At 68.4% G+C, this 21,166-nt stretch carries 1 protein-coding gene (running past one end of the window); it reads left to right on the top strand.

Annotated elements, in window-relative coordinates:
• Positions 1-21,166, top strand: partial view of a hypothetical protein gene (locus CFP71_RS44235; RefSeq protein ID WP_093935483.1) — the 3' portion only. It extends 5,978 nt beyond the left edge of the window; 21,166 of the gene's 27,144 nt are visible here — the last part of the coding sequence; its start codon lies off the left edge, out of view; its stop codon occupies positions 21,164-21,166.

Raw genomic sequence — 21,166 nt, 5'->3', positions numbered from 1 at the left:
GCGCCTGCGCGCGGTGCCGACGAGGACCGAATTCAAGGACGTCGTCCACGACAACGTGGACAACGACGTGTGGACCTACGGATCACGGGTCACGATCGACGGCCAGGACAACGGCAAGACCTACGGAGCGACCGCGCGGGCCGGCGCGCGGGGTGTCTACAGCGACGGGGACACCAGCGGTTCCACCGGGGCCACGGCGGGCGGGAGCGCGAGCAAGACCACCACGTCCCGCCGCGAGAACTACAAGATCAACGCGGTCAACTACAACACCTCTTCGAACGGTCCCTTCGCGCGCTACCTCCAGCACTTGCGGCTGGACCTGGAACTCGTCCGCGTGGACGGTGAGCCGCTCCGCCTGGCCTCGCACGACACGTCGGTGACGAGGCGGACGCTCGCCGACGACCAGCGCATCGCCACGGAACCGGCGAGCCCGCCCGCCCGGCGCGAAGATCCCGTGGTGGTCCGGGTCGACCCGGCCGAGATGGACGCGGCCGGGATCCGGGAGTGGATGACCGGCGGCAGCGGAAAGCCGCTGCCCCGGATGGCGGCGATCGCGCACCTGGCGAACGCGGAAGCCATCCGCGACGCGGCGGGCGAAGCGGTGAGGCTCGCTCTCGAATCGGCCGGCCGCGGTGATGCCGCCCCGAAGACGGGCATGGCCGCCGACGCCGTGATCGCCGCCGCGACGTCGAGCAACCAGCTCAAGTCCCACCTGCGCGCCGGGCTCGACTACACCGGAGCGGGCAAGACGTTCACCGCCACCGGTGCCGAGCTCCCGGCCCTGATCGACGAGCGGGTCGTCGGCGGCAAGAAGATCAAGGTGCGGCTGTACGCGCGCATCGTCGAGGAAAGCCTCGCCGGGATGAGCGGCAAGGCGCGGATCGACCGGACCGCCCGCATCCGCGAGCAGGCGAACACGAGCACCGATCAGACGATCGGCGGGGCCACGGCGGTGAATCCGCTCGAAGCCTTCGTCGTGGACCCGAACGACAACTGGATCGCGCCGGGGCCGATCTCGGCGAACAGCCCCGGTGACTACCACACCCCGGTCACCGGGAACCTGCTGAGGAGGGCGCACGAAGAGCGCGCGTTCCAGTCCAAGTCGCTGCTGAGCCAGCACCTGGAGATCCGGGTCGTCGCGGAGACCGAAGACGGGCACCAGGGCGTGGCCGAGGCGCCGAACGTGTACGCGAAGACCCGGATGCAGACGAAGGAACTGGCGTCGCGAGGCCTGAAGCTGACGCCCGCTCTCCTCTCCGCCCAGACCAAGGTCTCCGACGCGGCGGACGCGTGGCGCGAAGCCGAAAAGAAGGCCGAAGCCACTCAGCGGGCGCTCGACGACAAATATCTCGAGCAGGTCGCGGCCGAGCGCCGGTTCGAAAGGCCGACGCGCGAGCTGGCCGAACTGATCGATCACCCCGCCGGACGCCTCGACGAGGTCTACGAGGCGGCCAAGGACGCCGCGGCGACGGCTTTCGAAGAGGCCACCAGGGCGAGGGCCTTGCTCCCCGCACTGGCGGAAGAAATCCGGCGGCTCGAACAGCGGCCTCGAGCAGGAGAAGAACAGTCCGGGCTGACACTCGACCCGGCCCAGCCGTTGACGAGCCACGCCGCGGTGGACCGGGTGAAAGCCGACAGGGCACAGATCCACGCGTTCGCCGAAACCCAACGGGCGCGCGCCGCCGAAGTGACGGACGCCGTCCAGGACTTCCATTCGACCTACCGGGAATGGGAGACCGCGCGAGCCGAGTACGACAAGGCGAGAAAGTCTCTCGCACAGGACGCCAGGGCAGCCCGGCAGTCGGCGGACGAAGCCCTGGCGGCGTGGTGGGAGGCGAAAAAGGAGCAGCAGGAGGCGATCGACCGATTCAACCGCCGGCCCGCGGCCCCACGGGCACCGGGCAACCGGCCGGAGCACGTTCTCTCCACGATCCCGGAGGACTCGGTAGCGCCGTCGGTCGCGAGGGAGCCCGAAGATGGCTCCGGTCCTGAGCCCGCCAAACCCGCCACGGCTCGCTACTGGCGCGGCGACCGGAGCTTCGGGCCCGCACGACAGGTCGCGAAGACCGAAAACGCTGATCTGGTCATCGACGCGGTGGGCACCGCCACCGCGGAACTGAGGCACGCGCTGGAGAACGACGTCCGCTCGTTCTACGGAGGCCGCGAAATCACGGTCGACGGCAAGCGCTACCGGGTTTCCGCCGAGCCTGACTGGAACCGTGCCCAGCCGGTCGAGTCGTCCGCCACCACGACGTCGGAGAGCGCGTCGCGGAGCCACAGCACCACTGCCGCCGTCTCGGCCGGTCGCACGCCGATGGCACGGATCGCGTTCTTCCTGCCGATGGTGCCCGGACTGTTCGGCCTCGGTCTCGCGTTCGCGCCGACCAACGTCGCGTCCAGCCGACGTGCCGGGCATACCGAGTCGACCAGCGAGACCGGCTCTATCTCCCTGCCGGAGGGCCGGACCCGGGTGCTGGACGTCCCACTCGAAGTCCGGGTGACCCCGCTCGACGGAGCAGGCAAGCCGGACGGACCCACCACGATCGTGGGTTCGCCCGCGCATCCGGACAAGACGCTGGCTCCGGTGTCCGTCCGGATGGCCATGCCGGAAGGGCTCACCGCGGCGGAGAAGTCCGTGCCGACTCCCGCGTTCCTGCCCGCCGCGGCTCTCGAAGCGGTGAGCGTCCGGCAGGAGACCGTCGCCGTGCACAAGGGCAAGCCACGGCCGCCGCGTGCCGGTGCAGACCGGTCGATGGCGGGCCAGCTCATCCGGATCTGGAAGGCGAGCGGCGCGGCGGAACGCGGCGCGATCCGCAACGCGTTGAGCACGGCGGCACTGGAACAACGGCTTCCTTCGGTGGCCGTCAGCCGGAAGCAAGCCGACGACGGACACGGCTGGGTGAGCGCGGCGGCGCTCCTGCCCGAGGGAAGTCCGCTGCGCAAACTGCTGCCCACCAAGCAGCGAGAACTGGAAATGCGGGTCATCGCCGAGCGGGTGGCCTACCTCGAAACGATCGAAGGAGGCGCCCACCGGCGGACGACCTCCGAATCGGCCACCGCCGACAGCGGCGCCACCGCCACCCGCGACTGGAGCGGGAGCTTCGCCGCCGGACCCGGATTCGACGTCGGGGCCGTGTCCGTGGCGGGCGGCCTGATGGTGGGCGGTGGCCGGAACGTGACGCGCGGCCGGACCACCACGCGGACGACGGGCACTGATCACGCCACCGAGCGGACCGAACCTGTCGTGCGCTACAAGACCGTTTACCGCGTCGAAGCCCGCACGCCGGGCAAACCGGCCGTTGCCTTCCCCGGCGCTCTCGACGGCTATCACTGGACCGACGTCGAGAACGCCCGGCAGGCGGGGATCACCGGCGACCGGGGCGAGCCGGTGCGGACGGTGCCGGCTGCCGAGGCCGAGGGCGCCGTGGCGAAGGCCGCGCTCCAGCTTCCGGAGGCGGCGGAACGGCTCAGCGCGATGATGCGCGCCTCGGCCCGCACCATCCCCGGCCACCACCGCTGGGCATGGCGGAACACGGATTTCGTCGTCGATCCCGACGCGGCTCCGCCCTCGGGCGGGCGGTCGGCCGCGGAGGCACGCCGGGTCGCGCGGGGACGCGCGATCGCGGGCGCCATCTCCGGGGAGAACCTGGCCCGGCGCGCGGCCGACATGCTCTCCGATGGTCCGCTGACGGTGGACCTCACCCCCGAGCACGGGTGGGGGCACGAGTACCACGCGTCATTCCAGGTCTCGGCCAAACTCCTGGGTGAGCTGGAGCCGCTGGACACTCCGGCGGGGAGGCCGGTCGAGACCACGCTGAGCGAAACCGAGCGAACCGCGGCCACGGCCTCGGTGACGAAGTCGTTCCTGGGTGGCGCGGTGGCGCGGGTCTACTCCTCCGTGGTGAATTCGATGGCTCTGCTCACGGCGTACTCCAAAGGCACCCGGACATCGAGCAGGACGACGGATCTCGAGCAGCAGACCGGCGTCACCGACCGGAGCGCGATCGGGACGGAGCTGGACACCTCCGGGAACGTCCGGCCCGAACCGCTGCGGCGGTACCGGGCCCGCGTCCGGCTGGACGTCGAGGGCAGCTACTGGAACCGGCACAACGCGCTCGTCCGTGGCGCTTCGTTCGGCGCGTCCGGGCTGCACCGCCCGGAGACGCACAAACTGGAGATCGTCGACCCCGACGGAAACGCCGACCGGGGCTCGGTCGACGTCGACGTCGTCCTGGAACTGCCCGTGTCCCGTGCGGTCGAGCTGATCCGTCGGGTGGAGCCGGTCGGCTGGGAGACCGTGCCCGAGCACGAACTCGCCTCGGGTGGACAGCCGCACCGAGGGCAGTCGCGCGAACTCGACAACATTCGCGTGGTCTCGATCAAAGGCCTGGACCACGTGCGGAAGCACGGTGCCGAGGCGCAGGAGCGGGCGAGCGGCGATCCGGCCCTCGCCTTCGCCGACGGCGAGAACTCACGGCTCCGGGACGAACAGCTCTCCGAACGGTCCGCGCGCCTGAACCCCCGGCTCTTCAGCCGTCCGACGGTGATCGGTGATCAGCGATGGGCGCGGCGGCGCGCCGACGCCGCCGCCCAGCTCGAAGTCTCCTACACCCTCCACGAGCCGAAGGTGCTCGCGACCTACACCCGGCAGCCCGACCGGACGGTCTCCGGGACCAAGACGACCGGACAGGGCAAGGCGAAGGGCTGGACGCAGGCGAACTCCGTCGAGTACGCCTGGGTGCCGATGAGCGAGACGGTCCGCGAGGCCGTCGGCGTGCTGAGCCGCGCGATGGGGCTGCTGCTGCAGGAATTGGCCATCTGGAAGGGCGGCCGGAACACGGGCTCGATGACGCGGACGGAGACCGGGACCTCGACGGGGTTCCGGGGCGAGCCGGAGACCTACCACCTCGTCGAGGCGACCCTGGGGGTCACGGAGATCGCCGGCTCCCGGCACCGGGGGAACGTCGATCGTTACGACATCACGAAAGCCGCGGCACCGAAGTCCTTCGGTGTGCGGTACCGGCTGCCGGAAGCCGCCACGGTGCTGGTCACGGAGAAGCAGCTACAGGTGATCCTCGCCGAAGACGCCCGGATCACCGCGGCGGAGCGCGACCTGGCGGCCACTCCGACGCCGGAGCAGTCGGTTACCTCCGTGAGCGGGTCGGCTCGCCCCGCGCTGCCCGCGGGCTGGGCACACGGCGTCCTGGATCCGCTCGATCTGAGCGACCAGATCGGCGCTCTGCGGGAAAGCCTCGTGGAGACGCTGGGCCGCGAGCGCGCCGAGCGGCTGCTGCCGCTGTCCAGGCTGGAAGGGCCGCATGACAACCTGGGGGACGCCCAGCGCTACCTCGCCGGTTTCCAAAGCGACTTGGCCGACGTCACCAACGGCGGGACGAGCACGCCCCTGCGGATCGAAGACCGGGTCAGCGGCGAGACCTTCGACCTCGTCGTCAGCGCCGAGCCCTTGACCGGTCCCAGCGCACCGGACGTCGGACACGGAACCCTGACCAGGACTACCACGGTCGCCCGATCCCGGACCGAGTCGAAAACCTCGACGCGGATCCTCGCCGAACTGACCAGCCTGTTCTCGCCGGCCGTTTCCCTGCGATCCGAGAAGGCCGTGGCGGAGTCGGAAGCCAAGCCCGGCAAGCACGGCGCGCCGTACGTCAACGTGGGATACGGCTTCGGCGGCATATCGGAATGGCTCAAGCAGTTCCGTGCGGAACAGCGGCAGCACGTCGAGACCCGGATTCAGTCGGAGGTCGCGCGCGGCGTGGTTTCGGTTTCCCAGGCGGACTTCCGCTTCGATCTCCGGATCGAACGCAAGGGGGAGCTGCTGGCCGCGACATCCGTGGACCGGACGGTGATGTCTCGTTCGCTTCCGGAGGACAGCCCGAAGCCGGTCGACGGCGAACTCTCGGCGGGACAGGTGACCGTTCGGCACCCCTCGGAGGGCACCCCGGACGCGCTGGGTCAGTGGGCGCAGGACACGCTGGGCGCACGGTTCCCGGACCCCAGGCGTTCCCGCGCGCTGGACTTCCGCGGTGACACCGCCGATCTCGTGCGGGCTCTGGACCTCGGCTTGCGGACGGCGGGCCGCGCGGTCGATTCGGAGACTGTGCGGCTGGCGCGCGCCGCGTTCTCGCCGAGCAGGCTGGAGGCGCTGCAGACCCGGTACGCCGTGGGCGTGGAACTCGAACTGCCTCCCGCGCTCGGGGTCAAGGCCACCGTGTACGCGCGGCCCCGGGGCGATGGCGAACTGCTCGGGGCCAGCGCCAGGGTCGGGCTGACCGGATCGTCGGGCTGGTCCGGCAGCAAGCACACCGAAGTGGGCACGGAAAGCGAACACGCCCCGCTGGCGCTCCCGTATGTCGCCGCCGGCGTGCCCCAGCCGAAAGGTTCGGAGACCTACGAACAGGGCCGCCAGACCCTCGGCGGGATCAGCGACTGGGTCATCGGCCTCGAACCGCTCGGCGGCCGGGGCGACGGCAGCGAGCAGGGTACGGGAAGCAGTTCCGGCGGCCCCGAGCTGCCCTCGGTGAACAAGGGCGCCGAACCAGAGAAGATCACCAGTGTCTGGTCGGAGCCGTGGGACTTCCGGATCGTCATCGAGCCGGACTCCCGGTTTTCGGGTCGCCGAACGGTGGTCGATGTCGAATTCGACCGCGGCTACGTGACCCGATACGCCGACCGCGAGGACCGTCTTCCCGCTTCGGTGATGGACGCGGCCGACGAGATGGCCCGCGCGGACGCGGCCTGGGAGGCCGCACGGGCGAAACTCCGTACCGAACCGACGGAGGCGAACCGCCTCGCGGAGAACACGGCAGAGGCCGCGTGGCGACTGGCCGAAGAGCGCTATCGGCAGGCGATCACCGACGTGCGGGAGCCGTGGCTGACCGCGACCGCCCCGGCCGCGCGTGTCGAGTTCCAGAAACACGGGGACGGCAGCAACGCCCGGCGGGCCGAGCTGGCCAAGGTCGTCGAGCAAGTGCTGCGAGCGCGGCGGGAAGGCAAGCAGACTGTCCTTCGCTACCGGTTCGAGGGGGGTGCCGATCTCGAGGCGCACCGGACGCTCCTCGAACGCGAACTGAGTGAAAAGCTCGCACTCGCTCAGCTCCATTTGCAAAGCCACGAACGCGTGGGCATGGCCGAGCTGGGAATGAAGACGACGCCGATCTTCGCCGGCGGCCGCGGTGACACGCGGGCCGACATCTGGATCGAGGCGATCTCCGGTGACGAGCGCCCCAGCTCGGGAAGCGGTTCCGAGCTCACCGAGCCGGGAGAGAAGGCCGGTGCCGATGAGCGAGCCGGCGCGGGCGACAAAGAAGTGGAGACCGGTGCGTGGCCGTCCTCGCCGCGACCGGAGTCGCCGTCCCCCACGGAGATCCCCGCGCCTCGGGAGCCGGCTACGCGCGCTTCGGAACCTGCGACGGAGCTGGAGTCCTTCTTGGACCCGGGCGAGTCCGAAGCCAACCCGGCTCATCGCGTCGACGAAGCCGATGAGACCGACGGTGCCGAGACTCCCGACCGCCGCGACAGCATGGAGATCACGGAGACACCGGCCACTCCCGCATTCGGATCCCTGCTGTCCGTGGCGCTGAGGCCCGAGGAGCACCACGTGGCCGAGGCGAGGCACCACGTCGCCGAGGCACCGGTGATCGAAAGGGGACTCGCGACGCCCGCGGGGGAAATGGTCGCGTTGCTGCTGCCGGGCAAGGGAGATACCCCGACCGGTGTGGCCTTCCTCGATCGCGCCGAAGCAGCGGAGGTTCGCGCGATCCGCGCCGCCGCCGCGAAGCTGGAGGAGGAACAGCCCGGGACCTTCGTGGTCGCCGGCAGGCAGCGGGACGGGGCATTCGCGGTACCGACGGGATACGGCGACACGACACGAGTGCCCACCGCGGACACGTTCGCCGCGGTGTCGGATCATCTCGTGCCCTGGTCGGAAGTCCGGCGCGTGGTCGTCTTGGCCTGCTACCTCACCGACCCCATCGTGGGCGAACTGCGCCGGCTCGCCCCTCCCGGCGTGGAGGTCGAGGCCCGGATCCTGCACGATCAGGTCCACATCCACCATGACGGCACCATCATGTCCGGCGAGGCTCTCTGGCCGATCGTTCCGGCCGTAAGCCTCCACCCGGACGCCACGCCGGGCGCGGCCGAGATCCCGGTACGCCGGACCGTCGAATGGACCGAGCACGGTGAAATCGAAGTGGCTGCCGCCATGGAAGCTGTCAAAGGCGTCATCGAGGAAAAAGGCGCGAACATAACGCAAGGCGAAGTCATCGCGCGGCTTCGGAACTTCCCCGCGGAGTCGGTCGTGGCGGCTTGGCATCGAGTCCACGGAACGGTGACGGCGGCACTTCCAGTGCCGAGGGACCAACTTCGTTCGGCGCTGGCCGAGTTGCTCGGAAGCTCGGCGGGAATCGACCGTGAGGCAGCCTATAGTGCGCTGAAAGAGAAATTCGCCAAAGAAGGCTACGCGCCGCTGGGTAAAACCCGGTTCGATGCCCTCTGGCGGGATACGAACCCTTCATCATCGGGACCGAGCCGGCCTGGCATGCCACCGTCCGCGCCGAAGTCGAAGCATGATCCGGAGAAACTCGACGCGGCCATGCGGGATGCCATGTCGCGACTGGGCTATGGCGAGAAAAAGGTGACGGCGAAGGCTGTTTTCGATCTGGCCAAGAATCTGCTCAAGGATCCGGGCACAGGTAAGAGCCCGGGCAACGAGTTCTTGCAGCAGTCCTGGAACCGGGTGCGTGGGCACGACGGCAAGTTGCGTGGAGAGCCCGCTGCTCGCGCCTTCCGGGACGCCCTCCAGGGTATTCGGGACAGCAACCCCGAAATCGGTCCGGGTGAAGCTCTCCGCGAGCTGCGGAACCTCGTCGAGCAGAGGCCGGAGTTGCCTAAGGTCGACATGGCGACGGTGCTCCAGCTCTGGGGCGGGCCGATCCCGGATTCGATCCCTGTGCGAGACGGCGGCGCACCTGCCGCGAGCCTCGCTGAGCCGAATTCGCAGTTCGAGGTCAAACGCGGGAGGGACGCGGAGCACACGCTGGAGGAACTGAAAGACCTCACCAGGGAAGCGGTCAGCACTCTGGAGAAGGCAAGGCCGGAGGGGGGCACGAAGGCGATCACTCAGAGCGAGGTCAAGAAGCACTTGACAGACGCGGGAGTGAAGGCAGGGGGAAAGAGGTTCTCGCAGGCGTGGCACGAGGTGAACGAGACGGCGCCCGTTTCCCGCCGGAAAGAAGTCGGGAGATCAGTGCGCGATGCGCTGCCCGCACTCGATACGGGTGTGGGCGGGCGTTCGGCCGCCGGCCCGGAAAGCGCCACCCGGGAGTTGGCCTCGGTCGTACGTGAAACCCTCGAAAACAGGCCGGGCTGGACTCCGGAGCAGGCCGTGGCGCACCTCATCAACTGGGGTATCGCCGACGAGACGAGACTGGCCGCCGCGGTGGCCGAAATGGGACGGCTGCCGGCTGCCGCCGCGCTGGGAGTGGTCGACGACGTCATGCTGGACGCGATTGTCCGGGGTGCACTCGCCAAGGACGCTGAGTTGACGATCGCGGAGGTTTGGGACGAGGTCCGAGCCGTCGGGGCTGAAGCGACCTTCGAGCGTGTCGGCGAAGCTGTCAGCAGGGTGGCGCCCGACCGCCGGCAGGGCGGTTCGCGATCGATATCGGACAAGCTGCTCGGTGAAGTGGCCAAGGTGCTGGTCAAAGGGAATGAACGACTGGGGACCGTCGACTTCATGGCCCGGCTCCGTGCACAGGGAATCGGTATCGGGACCGCTCGCGGCGGATATCATTTGCGCCTGGCCAAGGCGGTCCTGGGTGTTCCCGCTGCCGTCCTGAGTGACGTCGGACTGGATTGGAACTTGACCCGGTTCCTGCGCGAAGACCGGACGGTGCGGAATATCGGTTCGGTCGCGGACCTCTCCAGGGCGTTGCAAGCGCATGGGCGAAACATCGACTATCGGCGCGTCCAGGAGTCCGTGGCCCGCTTGCGGTCGACGCATCCGGACCTGGTGGACACCCTGCGTGGAAAGGTTGCCACGACAGAGCACATCGCCGACTCCACGTCCGGTCGTCCGGGTTCGGTGGCCGCGGGTAAGCGGCCGGCCGAGTACCCGGCGGCCGCCCCGTCGAAAAGGCCGGCTGTGGCCGATACGCGGGGCACTTCCCCCGAAGCGCTTGACCAGCTGCGGGACGAGGGTGCCTCGGCCGGTGACGCCGGGGCGTTGCTGGAGAGCGATGTCGCTTTCGTGGTGGGTTTCGATCCAACGGCGAATCTTTCCCAGTCTTCGTTGCGGAGCCTGCTTGAACAGGTGAGCGAGTGGGTTCCGCCGTTGCGGCCCACAGTGGATGGCGATGGGGTGCTGGTTTCGCCGCGGCTGCGTGAGGTGGTGGACCAGTGGGGGATGGCGCGGTTGACGGATGGTCGTCCCGTGTCGTGGGTAGCGGAGGCATCGGGTGGGTTGCTTTCGGCGGACCGGGTCGGGGCTCTGCTCGATTCGGTGAGCGCGGCAAGGGCGCTGGAGACTTCGGCGGGGCGGGTGGTGGTCTCGGAGTTCGCCGATGGACAGGGCCGTGTGGTGGGCGCCGGGTTCGTGGACCGTGGCGACGTGGGTGCCGTGATGGGGGCACGGGCCGCGGTGGAGCGGTTGCGGACGGACTACCCGGACGCGTTCGTCATGGTGGGCCGCCATCGGGACGGAGTGGTGGAGGCGCCGGGCGTCCACACGGTGCGCATGGAGGCGGTGGAGGCCTTCCGTGGGCTGGCGGCGGGAGTTGGGTCCTGGGCGCCGTTCTCGCGGGTGATCGTGCTGGCGTGCTATTTGTCGGATCCGGTGCTGGATTCGCTGGCGGCCGGTATCCGGGGGGTTCCGGGGGCGGGACACGTCGACGTGATGCCTTACCACCTTGATGAGGTGATCAATGTCGATCTTGACGGCGCGATCACCACCGGGACACATCCTGGTCCGCATCGCCCGGTGCTGACCTTGCACCCCGACTCGGGCTCAGCGGCGTCGCAGCGGACCCTGCCCGACGGTGAGCCGTCCTCGTCGACCGGACGACAGAAACGCAATTACGGCTCCCTGGAAGAGCTGGTGGACGCCGTCCGGGAGGCGAAAGCGGAACTCGAGGCCGCTGGGGCCAAGGTCGGGTTCAAAGAGGTGGGGAAGTGGCTCAGGTCGAACAAGAAGGGTGCTACGAACCGCGACGTCCTCGCGGCATGGCGAACAGTCAACGGGACGGAGAACGATCTTCGCGGCGTCGAGCTTTGGGATGCCCAGCGGGCGGCACTGACCGGGATCCGCGAGAGCGTTCGGGACATCACCCGCGAGGGCGCCAAGGATGAACTGAAGAAGCAATACCCGAAGCTGGGCAGGGATCGTTTCGCAGCGCTGTGGAGAGAGGTCGTGGAAGGGGTCCCCGCCGGAACTTCGCTGACCGCCGCGGCGGAACGGGTGGAGGAAACGCCGCGACTGGACGCCGCCGTTGCCCGCGTTCTCGCCGAGACCGAGGCCAGTACGACGGTCGAGATCTGGGGTGAAGTGAGGTCAGGCGGAATCCCGGCAAGTTTCGACAGCGTCGCCGGGACACTGGCCAGGCTGGATCCGCAACGAAGTTCCGCGGCGACGCAGAAGGTATCGGACGAACATCTCGTGGAGCTCGCCAAGGAGTTCTTGGCCGATCCGAAGCTGACTGGATCGGGCTTACGCCGCGAACTTGAAAAGAGGAGGATCGAGGCCGGTCAACGCCGTCTCCAGACGGCTCTGATCGCGGCCAAGACGACCCTGGGCCTGAGCTTCCGGCAGGTGCGGGCCCCGATAGCCCGAGTCCAGGAGGAGGCTGCCGACCTGGACGAGGTCGTCCGGGCGCTGATCGAGGAAGACCGTGGTCTGACCGCCGCCGCGCTGGTGCGGAAGACCAGGGAAAAGGTGCGGGGGTTCACCTCCGAGCAGATCCTCGAAGCCGGGCTCCGCGTCAACTCACGTCAGACCGCGGAAAGCGGATCGCGAGCGGCCAAGCGCCCTGCCACCGAGGTGGAGACGTCGTCGGCCGGTGAGCTGGTGGAAGTCGCCCCTGCCCCGGGGACGGTGTCGGGTATGCGTGGCGCGTTGGACGAGAGTGTCGTGGCGCACGTGCTGAGGTTCGATCCGGAGGTGAATGCCCTTCAGCCGTCGCTGGTGGCGATGCTGGAGGTGATGAAGGGGTGGGACCAGGGAATCGTTCTCGAACGCGATGAGGGAGGTGTCAGGGCGTCGGCTCCGGTGTGGGAGTTGGTCGACCGATGGGGCTTGGTGCGGTTGGCGGAGGGGCGTGACGCGCCGTGGGTGGCGGAGAAGTCCGGTGGGTTGATCTCGGCGGAGCGGGCGGACGCGTTGTGGGCGACACCGGCGATGACGGGAGTGCTGGACACGGCGGCGGGTCGCGTGGTCGGCCTGGAGCTGCACGGTCCTCGTGGTGCGTCGATCGGGATGGCGTTCGTTCAGCGTGGGGACAGCGCCGCGGTGCGTGCGGTGCACGCGGCGGCGATGCGCTTGCAAGACGAGCCGGGCACGTTCGCGGTGTTCGGCAAACACCGTGAAGGGTTCTTCGCGGTACCTCGGGTGGGCGACGGGACCGCGACTCTCGAGGCGTTGAACGTGTTCACGGCGCTGTCGGCGCAGCTGCGGCCGTGGTCCGCCAACGTCCAGCGCGCGGTCGTGGTCGCCTGCTACCTCACCGATCCGCAGATAGGAGAGCTCCGAGCCCATCTCGAGGGCACGCCGCAGGCCCGGCATGTCGAGCTGATTCCGTACCACCTCGGTGACCGGCTCAACGTCCATCGGGACGGCAGGATCACTGTCGGCGACGACATCGGTGGCCGTGCTCCGGCGATCAGGCTCGACCCCGACACGGAAACGTCGACGCAGGTGCGCGGCAAGGCGGGCAGGCCGTTCACCTACACCGACACGCAGCTGGAGAATGCCATCCGGCAGATCCTCGCCACCCCGAGGAACGGTGAGAAGGCGACGCTGACGGAGGTCAAACAGCGGCTCACGGATCCTGAAACCGGCGGGCGCCCCGGTACCGGGCGCATCACGGAAGTGTTTCGCCGGTTGACGGGAACGCGGCCGGTGCCGCGCGCGCCCGAGTACACCGAAGCCGTCCGCGATTTCACGCGGGAACTGGTCGCGGACAATCCCGCCATGCCCTGGGACGAGGGCTTCGCCGCGGCCAAGGAACGGGTTCCACGGCTCATCGAGCGGCATTTCGATAGGGCCTGGAAGGCGGCCGGTGGGCGCCCGGCCGAGCCCGTTGCGTCTCAGCGCGCCACAGACGGCGCTCTGGATTCCATGGTGCGGGAAAGCCTCGGTGATCGCACGGACGCGGCAGAGATCAGGCCGATCCTCGACGACCTCCTGGCGCGCGAGGCCGTGGACGCGAAACGGCTCCACTCCTCGGTGGTCCGGGTGACCGGTGTCGCCCTGGACGATCTGCTTCGACCGGTCGACGACGGCGAAGTGAATCGGCTCGTCGGGAACGTCGTGACGTCCGGGTCGCTGTCGTTTCTGGCCATCGCCGACGAACTCCGCGGCCGTGGAGTGCGCGTTTCGCACGACCGGGTTCTCGCCTCGCTGAAGACAGTGCACCCGGCATGGTCGCAGCGGCTGCCGCAACGGATTTCACGCGCTGACTTGGACAGGTTGCTCGGCGAGTTGTACGGCGAGGGAGAGCTCCCACCCATCGACAAAGCCGTCGAAGCCCTAACCGCTTTCAACTACGGAGTCGGCCGCGGCAAGATCGTCGAGTCGTTCGCCGGGATTCGCGAGTCGAGGACAGCGACCCTGGAGTCGATGTCCGGTGAGGACGTGCACGCGCGGTTGGCCGAAATCCTGGCGGAGCGTGGGACCCGCGGCGTGGACATCGAGAAGGTCGTCCCGCATGTCGTCCGGGCGCTGCGGGCCGATCCCGCACGCAGCGATCTGGCGATCGGCAAGGAACTGCGGCTGGAGCGCAAGGCAGGCAGGCGGACGAAGCTGGTGCAGCTGACCGCGGACGTCCGCGCGGCGCTGCGCGAAGTCGCTGCCTCGCTGCCGGTGGAAGCCGCGGTGAGCACGCTCCGTGCTGAGGAACCGGGCCTGTCCGCCGAGCAGCTTTCGGCGAAGGTGAGCGAGGTGATGCCGACGGCCGGTGACGCGCGGATTCGCGCGGCGGTGGCCCGGCTGACCGCGGTCGCTTCCTCGACCAGGCAGGAGCCGACCCCCACCGCCGACGTCCGCCGAACGACGACGGGGGAGGCTCAGGCAGCGCCCAGACGGCGCGTGCGGGCCACGGCCGAGCAGAAGGCCGTGAGGCGCGAGCGGATGAGGGTGCTGAGGACCGAGGTGGCCCCGAGGAGCCCCATGGTGCAGGCCGCTCACCTGGTCCCTCCGCCGAGAAGCGCCCGGCGCATGGACGCGGTGCTGGACCAGCGAGGTGTCGAATTCGTCCTGCGGTTCGACCCGAACACTCCCGCGGGACGGATGTCACCGAGAGCGAAACTCGAAAGTTTGGCGCAGTGGTACCCGGAGATGGACCTCATGCCACGCGTGGACGGCTTGCTGGAGTCACTCCAGTTGCGCATGGTGGTCGACCAGTGGGCGCTGGACCGGTTGGCGGAGGGGTATTCGCCGACGTGGGTCGTAGCGGCTTCGGACGCGTTGCTGACGCCGAGCCGGGTGGCTTCACTGCGGGCCGAGGTGCCGGTGAACGAACGAGTGCTCATGACTCCGATGGGGAACGTCGTCGCCTTGGAACTGCCCGGCAGGGTGGGAATCCCCGCCGGCGCGGCGTTCCTTCCTCGCTCGAACCGGGAGGCGGTGCGAGCGGTCGTCACGTCCGCAGCCAGGATCCAGGCCGCCGAGCCGAACTCCTTCGTCCTGTTCGGCCGACACGCGAACGGACAGTTCCTGGTGCCGGGCGAGGGCGGAGACATGAAGGGCCTTCCCGCGGTCGCGGGACTCGACGCGGTTTCCCGCCGGCTGATCCCGTGGGCCACGGTCTCCCGGGTGATCGTCGTGGCGTGCGACCTCACGGGCCCCGTGCTTTCCGAACTCCAGCGGCACGTGAGCGGCTTGTTGCCGATGAAGAGCGTGCAGGTCGTGGCGTGGCAGCTGAACACGAAGTTGCACGTGTTCGACGATGGCGACATCGTCGGGGGCCGGATCCCGCCGGGTCGTGTCCCGGCGGTGAGCTTCCACCCGGACGGTGCCCCGAGTGGAGCCGCCCCGCCACGGCGGCCCAAATTCACCCTTGACCAGACGACCGATGCCATGCGGGCGGTGATCGCGGACCTGGAGAAGGACGGAAGCAGCACGACTCAGGCCGCCGCCAAGGTGCTCGCGAAGGACCGGCTGAAGGATCCGGTCACCGGAAGGGGCCCGGGCAATGACCTGCTCCAGCGCGCCTGGCACGAGGCGAGGGGAACACAGCCGACTCCCCACGTGGCAGGCGAGGTTTTGCGGAAGATCGTCGATGAGAATCCTGGCATCGAGCGAGCCACCGCGAAGGACCTGCTGACCGAGCAGATTTCAGGAAGGAAAGACCTGTTCGAGGTGGGCGACAAGAGGTTCGCCGCTCTTTGGCGCGAGGTCGGATCGGTCGATCGGGTCAGGCGTGACGACGACACCACGTTGGACTTGGCCGTGCGCGACGCGTTCATCGACAGGCCCGATGCGACCGTCAAGGAGGTGGTCGATCGTCTCCTGAGCGAGAACGTTACGGACGAGAGGAGCCTGCTGGCAGCCGTGGGCCGTGTCGTTCCCGTCGGTGGGCGGCCTGGCGATCCTTTGGGCGAAACCCGCGGTGCGGACAAGGCCCCCGAGGTCGGTGAGCTGAGCGTGCGGGCGAGCGCGATGCTCGCCGTGGACCCTGCCTTGACCACCAAGCAGTTCGTGTCGGCGCTGCGGGAGCAGAAGATCGCGGTTCGCACACAGGTCGCCGGTAAAGCGCTCACCGCGGCCAAACTCGCGGCCGGATTGCCGCTGAGGGGAAGGGCGGACGCCCGTCTCGACGACGCGGTGATCGAACTGCTGATCACCCGGCCCGACGTGACTCACACCAGGCTTCACCGACTTCTGCGCGAGATGGAGCAGCCGATTCGTGTCGAACCCAAGGCGGCGCGTGCCTCGCTCGAGCGAGCGCGGGAGAAGCTGGCCGAGATCAGTCCCACGGTGAAAGCCGTGCTCGATGAGCAACCCGATCTCGCCGGACCTGCTCTCGTGGCGAGGGTGCGCGAGATTCAGCCGGACGCCGAAGCGGGGCTGGTCGAGGCGACGGCGGCGATGGTGCACGATCCGCGGATCGCGCCTGCCGAATCCGCCCGGCCGTCGGCGGTGGCATCGACCGGCAAACGGAGCGCCGAAGAGGCGGGGCTGGACGTCAGAGCGCCGAAACGGGCCGCCACGATACCCAGCGTGCCAGTGGACCCGGAGACGATCGACTTCGTGCTCAAGTTCGATCCGGAGCACAACCGGACTCAGGGCACGCTGCGGGAGATGCTGGCCGCGGTCTCGGTGTGGCGGCCGCAGCTCAGCCTGCCGGATCCCGTGGAACGCCGTGCGGTCTCTCCGGAAATGCGCGAGCTGGTCGATCGGTGGGCGCTCGCGCGGCTGGACAGCGCCCGTGAACAGTCATGGGTGGTGGAGAAGTCCGGCGGTCTGCTCTCGGCGGAGCGGGTCGCCTCGCTGGCCGGCTCGCGGACGACCGAAAGGGCGCTGACGACCTCCATCGGTGAGATCACCGTGGTGGCGTTGCCGGACAACGGCGGCGGATTCGCCGGTGCGGCCTTCCTGCGGAGCGTGGACGCCGCCGCCGTGCGAGGAGTGCGTGCCGCCGTCGGCGAATTCCGGGAGATCGACCCGGATGCCTTCGTGCTGTTCGGAGAACATCGAGACGGGCGATTCAGAGCGCCGCGCAATGGTGAAGGTTTCGCGGATCTGGCCGTGTCGGAAGCCTTCGACGCGATCGCCGGAACCCTGGTGCCGTGGTCTTCGGCGAAGCAGGTGATCGTCGTTGCCTGCGATCTCACGGACACCATCGTCGCCAGGCTGCAACAGCGGGCCGACGTTCTGTCCGGTGGGGGCCTCAAGGTCTCCGCCTACCACCTGTACGACAAAGTGAACGTCTTCGAAGACGGCACTCTCGCCGCCGGGACGGGCCCGTGGTCGCGTCCGCCCGTGTGGAGCCTGCACCCGGACGCGACGTCGCCGCAACCGGAAGGTGCGGCCACACGGCTGGGCAGGCGGCCGAGGATGACCGACGACGAGCTGACGAATCGCGTGCGGGAGGAGATTCGGCGACTCGAGGAGATGAACCCGGGGAAGAAGGTCACTCGGGCTCAACTCAAAGAGCACATCAAAGACCCTGACACCGGCAGGGCTCCCGGCACTAACCGGTTACAGAGAGCTTTGCACGCGGTGCGGGGAACGCAGCCCGTTCCGCGTGGAGAAGGGTCCAAGGAGATCCGGTTCGCTGAAATCTGGACGACTCGTGATCGTGACACGGAGGTGGTCGCCGACAACCCGCAGGTAGTCGACGGTCCCCGGCAGGAGAAACCGAAATACTACAAGGCGATACAACGCCGGATCGAGGATGCCGAACTGGGCGCCCATCTTCTGGGGAGGTTTGGTCCGGACTCGCGACCAACGATTGCCGATGCCGCGCGCAATCTCCGCGAGAGCGGTTTTTCTGTAGGTGATCTCCGCATTCGGAGCGCCTTGAAGCTTATTTGGCCCGAAGATTACCCTAATGTCGAAGAAAAAACCGCCGGCCAAACCCGGCGCATTCTTGAAATTCTGCGCGACGAGCCCTGGCTCGTACGCCGGAGGATCGCGCAAATCCTGCGCGCGGAGAAGGAAACCTTCCGAAACCAGAACTTGGACCGCATGGTCAAGACCGCGCGTGAGGAAGTGGCAAGGGAGGCGGAATCACTGTCCGTCGGCGCCGTCGTGCGTGGCCTGTTCGATGACCACCCCGGCCTCACCCCGGCGCAGCTTCGCGCGGCGATGGCCGTCTTGAAGCCTGCGGCCACCTGGGGTGAGGTCGATGCGGCGGCAGCCGAGCGCCTTTCTTCGTCCGCTGCCGAGGTGACCGCCTCCGGTCTCTCGGACGAGCTCCCCGTCCGGCTGGGCAAACGACCTGCCCGCGAGCCGGTCGTCGGGCGTACGAAGCGAGCCGCCACGGTGACCGAGAGGCCGGAGATCGCCGGAATGGACGACATGGCTCACTTGCGGGACCCCGCCGAGGGAATTACGGACACGCCCCGGCACGTACCCACCGATGCCTGGCGCGCGGCCTTGGCCGAGGAAGCCGAGGCCGCCGGGCGGGACAATCCACTCGTATACGCCGACACCGTGCGCTCCTTGAACGAGCGTTTCTCTCGGGAAGGTTATTCGGATATCGACAAGCATCGGGCGCGCGCTCTTTGGAAAGAGGTTGTCGGGGAGCAATCTGCGGCAGGAGCCTCTGTTCGCGGTAGCGAGGAAGTGGACTCGATCGTCCGTGCCGCGATCGCCGAGAACGCGGGTTCGACCGTCGGGGAAATAGTCGAACTCCTTTCTGTTCGAAATGTCGCCGACCGGAATACCCTGTTCGCCTCGATCGGCCGGGTCGCGCAAACGTCCCAGCGCGACATGCCTTCTCGATCGCTCGTCCGGCGGGGCGAAGTCAGGGGATTGCGGAGTGTCGACAAGGAGGAGCTCTCCGGTGTGGTGGAGGCTGTTCTCGCGAGAAATCCCAGACTCTCGATGCTGGGTGTGGCCGCTGCGGTGACCGATGCGGGAATGTATGCCCCGAAAGGCTGGATCGACGATGCGGTACGGGCTGTCGATCCGGGACGTATGACGAAGAGTGGCGGAAGAATCGCGGACGAAAACCTGCCGGGACTGGTCAGTGAGCTGATCGCGCGGGAGCACACCTTCGACGAGGTGCTCGAGAAGGTTCGCGCTGACGGTTACCTCGTCATCAGGCAAACCGTTCGCACGTTGTATCGCCAGGCGAGGCTCGCGGCAGGAATGACCCCGCCGTCGCGAATCGACGACCAGGAGCTTGAGCACCGGGTGACCGAGCTGGTGAACGCGGGTGGGCGCCTCACCTCGACCGATATTCAGAGACGACTGGAAGCGGAGGGAATCAGCATCGGTTGGCATCGAGTCCAGGCTGCCCATCTGAGCGCATCCGTCGCGGCTGAGGTTCGGGTCCAGCTCGGCCAGGACCCCGGGATGTCCCATGCCGCTCTCTTGACGGCTGTGAAACAAACGCTGCCGAATGTCGGCGACGCACAGATCGTCGCGGCGGCGGCTTCGCTCATGAACGAGGTGCGAGAGCCGGGAGCCGTGTCGCGCGCCGGTTTGTTCACGCCACGATGGGAGAGCCTGGAGTCCGCGCCGGGCCTCACTCCCGAGGCGGAAGCCGTGTACGAGCGTGCCGCGGCCTCGCTGCTCTCCCACGACCCGGATGTGCATGGACAGCAGCCGACGCTGAAGGCGATGCTCGAAGCCGTTTCGCGGTCGGTTCCGGTGCTCGCTCCCGAGCAGCGGGACGGTGTGCCGGCATCGCCGAGAGTCCAGGAAGTGGTCGATCGCTGGGTGCTGGCACGGCTGGCGGAAGGACGCGCGCCGGCGTGGGTCGCGGAGAAGTCCGGAGGATTGATTTCGTGGAGCGAGCTCGCCGTCGACGGTGATGGCCTGGTCTTGCCCCGGTTGCGCGAGATGGTGGAGCGATGGGGGATAGCGAGCCTGGCAGAGGGGCGTTCGCCTCTGTGGGTCGAGGAGACGTCAGGCGGGTTGCTGCCCGCGGAGCGGGCGGTCGAGCGGTTCGTGCGGTCCTTCGATCCGGAAATCGACCAGAGTCTGCCGTCGCTGAAAGCCTTGCTGGAGAGCCGCTCGTCCTGGTTCTCCGATTTCGACCTGACCCTGGACGACCGAGGCGTACTGGTGTCGCCGCGAATACGGGCGGTGGTGGATCAGTGGGGTTTGGCGCGGCTGGCCGAAGACCGTGTCCCGGCGTTGGTCGCGGCCAAATCCGGTGGGCTGCTCACCGCCCCTCGGCTGGCCGGTGTGTACAACACGGCAACGGAGAGCGGAGCACGGGAGACGACCGCGGGCGGGACGACGGTCTGGGAGGATCAAGCCCACTCCCGCACGACCTGGCCTACCTCCCCGGGTACGGCGCCGGACTTCATGCTCTCCGCCGCGAGCCGGACCGGGTTGTACCCGATCGAACGCATGGACGATCTCGTTTACTGGCGTGATCCGGCCGACCCGCTGTACCGGGTGGCCGGCTTCCTGGCCGACGACGAGGGCCGCGTGCATCCGGAGGTGCGGAGCCGAGCCGATGAGATCGAGGTCAAGATCATCGGCGGCGGCAAGAGCCACCTCATGAAGATAGCCCGGAACCGGGCTGATCCTCGGCTCCCCGTGACGGCGGTGCGCGACCTGGAGCGGATCTGGCCGCGGATCGAGAACACCGTCGCGGAGGAGGTGCGCAGGGTGGTCGAACTCGGCTATGTCCCGCCTCGAGAAGGAGGCCCAGAGGTACTTTTGCGTCCGCAATCGGGCCGCAAGGTCTACGTTGGGCGGGTCAAGCCGTTGCACACCGCTCCGCACGAGCAGGTCTTGGTCGGGCAGCTCGGGCTGAACCTGGCCGATCCGCCGGGCGCGGTCCCGGCCGCGGCTCAGCCCTCGCTGCTCAATGGCGAGATCATCGCGATCTACCTCGGTGGATATCTGGGCAGGGTCGCCGAAATGAGAACCGAAGCCGAGGCAGCCGTGGAGGCTGACTGGGAGAGGCGATACCCGGCTTATCCGGCGTATCTCATGCAGACGGGAGATCGGCAGCGGGGCGACCTGGTCAGTGCCGAGGCCGCCGCGAACTCGTCCGCCTTCATCAACGCCGCGACCACTTCGGACGGCCGGACCGATTCGTCCCGGGTCAATGTGTCGATGCTCGCGACAAAGATCGTGTTACCCGACAAAGATCGTCCGCGGCGGACGATCGTGATGACGGCGAACGTGTTCGTGGCGCTGGAGAACGCGTTCGACCCGGAGACGAATCCGTTCGGTGTCCTGCTGACCGACTACGGGGACATGTACGAGTTTTCCGATCCAGAGGTCAAGACCGAAGAACCCTGA

The organism is Amycolatopsis thailandensis, from assembly GCF_002234405.1.
Lineage (GTDB): Bacteria > Actinomycetota > Actinomycetes > Mycobacteriales > Pseudonocardiaceae > Amycolatopsis > Amycolatopsis thailandensis.
This window is presented reverse-complemented; position numbering and strand designations above follow the sequence as displayed.